The sequence below is a fragment of the Pseudomonas putida genome (genome assembly GCF_028682635.1).
Taxonomy (GTDB): Bacteria; Pseudomonadota; Gammaproteobacteria; order Pseudomonadales; family Pseudomonadaceae; genus Aquipseudomonas; species Aquipseudomonas putida_AE.
The window spans coordinates 1-2,977 of record NZ_JANHLK010000063.1 but is presented as its reverse complement, the minus strand read 5'-3'; the positions used below and the strand labels follow the sequence as shown (position 1 = coordinate 2,977).

The window sequence follows — 2,977 nt, the reverse complement described above, 5'->3', positions numbered from 1 at the left end:
GAGCACAATCGAATTTTCGGCGAATGTCGTCTTCATAGTATAACCAGATTGCTTGGGGTTATATGGTCAAGTGAAGAAGCGCATACGGTGGATGCCTTGGCAGTCAGAGGCGATGAAAGACGTGGTAGCCTGCGAAAAGCTTCGGGGAGTCGGCAAACAGACTTTGATCCGGAGATGTCTGAATGGGGGAACCCAGCCATCATAAGATGGTTATCTTGTACTGAATACATAGGTGCAAGAGGCGAACCAGGGGAACTGAAACATCTAAGTACCCTGAGGAAAAGAAATCAACCGAGATTCCCTTAGTAGTGGCGAGCGAACGGGGACTAGCCCTTAAGTGGCTTTGAGATTAGCGGAACGCTCTGGAAAGTGCGGCCATAGTGGGTGATAGCCCTGTACGCGAAAATCTCTTAGTCATGAAATCGAGTAGGACGGAGCACGAGAAACTTTGTCTGAATATGGGGGGACCATCCTCCAAGGCTAAATACTACTGACTGACCGATAGTGAACTAGTACCGTGAGGGAAAGGCGAAAAGAACCCCGGAGAGGGGAGTGAAATAGATCCTGAAACCGTATGCGTACAAGCAGTGGGAGCAGACTTTGTTCTGTGACTGCGTACCTTTTGTATAATGGGTCAGCGACTTATTTTCAGTGGCGAGCTTAACCGAATAGGGGAGGCGTAGCGAAAGCGAGTCTTAATAGGGCGTCTAGTCGCTGGGAATAGACCCGAAACCGGGCGATCTATCCATGGGCAGGTTGAAGGTTAGGTAACACTGACTGGAGGACCGAACCGACTACCGTTGAAAAGTTAGCGGATGACCTGTGGATCGGAGTGAAAGGCTAATCAAGCTCGGAGATAGCTGGTTCTCCTCGAAAGCTATTTAGGTAGCGCCTCATGTATCACTGTAGGGGGTAGAGCACTGTTTCGGCTAGGGGGTCATCCCGACTTACCAAACCGATGCAAACTCCGAATACCTACAAGTGCCGAGCATGGGAGACACACGGCGGGTGCTAACGTCCGTCGTGAAAAGGGAAACAACCCAGACCGTCAGCTAAGGTCCCAAAGTTATGGTTAAGTGGGAAACGATGTGGGAAGGCTTAGACAGCTAGGAGGTTGGCTTAGAAGCAGCCACCCTTTAAAGAAAGCGTAATAGCTCACTAGTCGAGTCGGCCTGCGCGGAAGATGTAACGGGGCTCAAACCATACACCGAAGCTACGGGTATCACCTTCGGGTGATGCGGTAGAGGAGCGTTCTGTAAGCCTGTGAAGGTGAGTTGAGAAGCTTGCTGGAGGTATCAGAAGTGCGAATGCTGACATGAGTAACGACAATGGGTGTGAAAAACACCCACGCCGAAAGACCAAGGTTTCCTGCGCAACGTTAATCGACGCAGGGTTAGTCGGTCCCTAAGGCGAGGCTGAAAAGCGTAGTCGATGGAAAACAGGTTAATATTCCTGTACTTCTGGTTATTGCGATGGAGGGACGGAGAAGGCTAGGCCAGCTTGGCGTTGGTTGTCCAAGTTTAAGGTGGTAGGCTGGAATCTTAGGTAAATCCGGGATTTCAAGGCCGAGAGCTGATGACGAGTGTTCTTTTAGAACACGAAGTGGTTGATGCCATGCTTCCAAGAAAAGCTTCTAAGCTTCAGGTAACCAGGAACCGTACCCCAAACCGACACAGGTGGTTGGGTAGAGAATACCAAGGCGCTTGAGAGAACTCGGGTGAAGGAACTAGGCAAAATGGCACCGTAACTTCGGGAGAAGGTGCGCCGGTGAGGGTGAAGCATTTACTGCGTAAGCCCACGCCGGTCGAAGATACCAGGCCGCTGCGACTGTTTATTAAAAACACAGCACTCTGCAAACACGAAAGTGGACGTATAGGGTGTGACGCCTGCCCGGTGCCGGAAGGTTAATTGATGGGGTTAGCTAACGCGAAGCTCTTGATCGAAGCCCCGGTAAACGGCGGCCGTAACTATAACGGTCCTAAGGTAGCGAAATTCCTTGTCGGGTAAGTTCCGACCTGCACGAATGGCGTAACGATGGCGGCGCTGTCTCCACCCGAGACTCAGTGAAATTGAAATCGCTGTGAAGATGCAGTGTATCCGCGGCTAGACGGAAAGACCCCGTGAACCTTTACTATAGCTTTGCACTGGACTTTGAATTTGCTTGTGTAGGATAGGTGGGAGGCTTTGAAGCGTGGACGCCAGTTCGCGTGGAGCCATCCTTGAAATACCACCCTGGCAACTTTGAGGTTCTAACTCAGGTCCGTTATCCGGATCGAGGACAGTGTATGGTGGGTAGTTTGACTGGGGCGGTCTCCTCCTAAAGAGTAACGGAGGAGTACGAAGGTGCGCTCAGACCGGTCGGAAATCGGTCGTAGAGTATAAAGGCAAAAGCGCGCTTGACTGCGAGACAGACACGTCGAGCAGGTACGAAAGTAGGTCTTAGTGATCCGGTGGTTCTGTATGGAAGGGCCATCGCTCAACGGATAAAAGGTACTCCGGGGATAACAGGCTGATACCGCCCAAGAGTTCATATCGACGGCGGTGTTTGGCACCTCGATGTCGGCTCATCACATCCTGGGGCTGAAGCCGGTCCCAAGGGTATGGCTGTTCGCCATTTAAAGTGGTACGCGAGCTGGGTTTAGAACGTCGTGAGACAGTTCGGTCCCTATCTGCCGTGGACGTTTGAGATTTGAGAGGGGCTGCTCCTAGTACGAGAGGACCGGAGTGGACGAACCTCTGGTGTTCCGGTTGTCACGCCAGTGGCATTGCCGGGTAGCTATGTTCGGAATAGATAACCGCTGAAAGCATCTAAGCGGGAAACTAGCCTCAAGATGAGATCTCACTGGGACCTTGAGTCCCCTGAAGGGCCGTCGAAGACTACGACGTTGATAGGTTGGGTGTGTAAGCGCTGTGAGGCGTTGAGCTAACCAATACTAATTGCCCGTGAGGCTTGACCATATAACACCCAAGCAATTTG

Annotated in this window: 1 rRNA gene; it reads left to right on the top strand. The window is 51.7% G+C overall.

Annotation, left to right across the window (positions count from 1 at the left end):
* Window positions 1–64: 64 nt before the first annotated feature.
* A 23S ribosomal RNA gene (locus tag NPS56_RS30830) occupies window positions 65–2,958 on the top strand.
* The last annotated feature ends 19 nt before the right edge of the window (window positions 2,959–2,977 follow it).